This is a genomic window from Puniceibacterium confluentis (assembly GCF_007923445.1).
GTDB classification, from domain to species: domain Bacteria; phylum Pseudomonadota; class Alphaproteobacteria; order Rhodobacterales; family Rhodobacteraceae; genus Puniceibacterium; species Puniceibacterium confluentis.
This window is the reverse complement of sequence record NZ_VOJI01000092.1, coordinates 1-769: the sequence shown is the minus strand read 5'-3', so window position 1 is coordinate 769 and position 769 is coordinate 1. Positions and strand designations below refer to the sequence as shown.

Sequence of the window (769 nt, the reverse complement as noted above, 5' to 3'; positions counted from 1 at the left end):
GTCCTTGAGGCGGCCGAACATGATCTCGATCACTGCCCGGCAGTGCATTGCGCAGCAATGTCACGAGAGGGGCGGTTGCGCCGTTTGTACCGCCGCTTGTCATGTTTCACGGCTTTCCTGCGGGACTTTCGACCGGGGATGCAAACCTTTATCCCTTTGTCTTTCAGGGCTTCTCGCAGCCAGTCGGCATCGTGTCCACGATCCCCCAGGAGCCAATCCGCCTTCGGCAGGCCACTCGGCAGTGCCGCTGCGCCGGTGTAACCGCTCACCCGCTGCCCGGCAGGTGATGCCTGCATCACCGGGAGGGGGTCCAGCCGACATGAAGAACCGGACCGGGCGGCCCTTCGCATCGGTGACGGCATGTAACTTCGTGTTCATGCCGCCCTTCGTGCGTCCGGTCTGGCGAGCACGCCCCCCTTTTTCACCCGCAGGCTCGAGGCCGTGCGGTGCGCTTTCAGATAGGTCGCGTCGATCATGATGGTCTTGTGTCCGGCGCCTTCAGCGGCCAGGCCCGCCATGATCCGGGCGAAAACGCCCTTTTCACTCCAGCGTTTCCAGCGGTTGCAGAGTGTTTTGGCCGGACCATACTCTCCAGGCGCATCGCACCACCGCAAGCCATTGCGATTGATGAAGACTATGCCACCTGGAACCCTTCGATCATCAACCCGGGGCTTGCCGTGGCTCTTGGGGAAAAACGGTTTCAGGCGCTCGATTTGCGCCTCGGTCAGCCAGTAAGGATTGCTCATGGATCAAGTCTCCTTGCGGAGCC

At 61.9% G+C, this 769-nt stretch carries 1 pseudogene; it reads right to left on the bottom strand.

Annotated features, from left to right (window positions below):
- Positions 1 to 746 (bottom strand): annotated as a pseudogene (locus tag FOY53_RS22670) (IS5 family transposase); the annotation flags it as partial.
- Positions 747 to 769 lie beyond the last annotated feature (23 nt).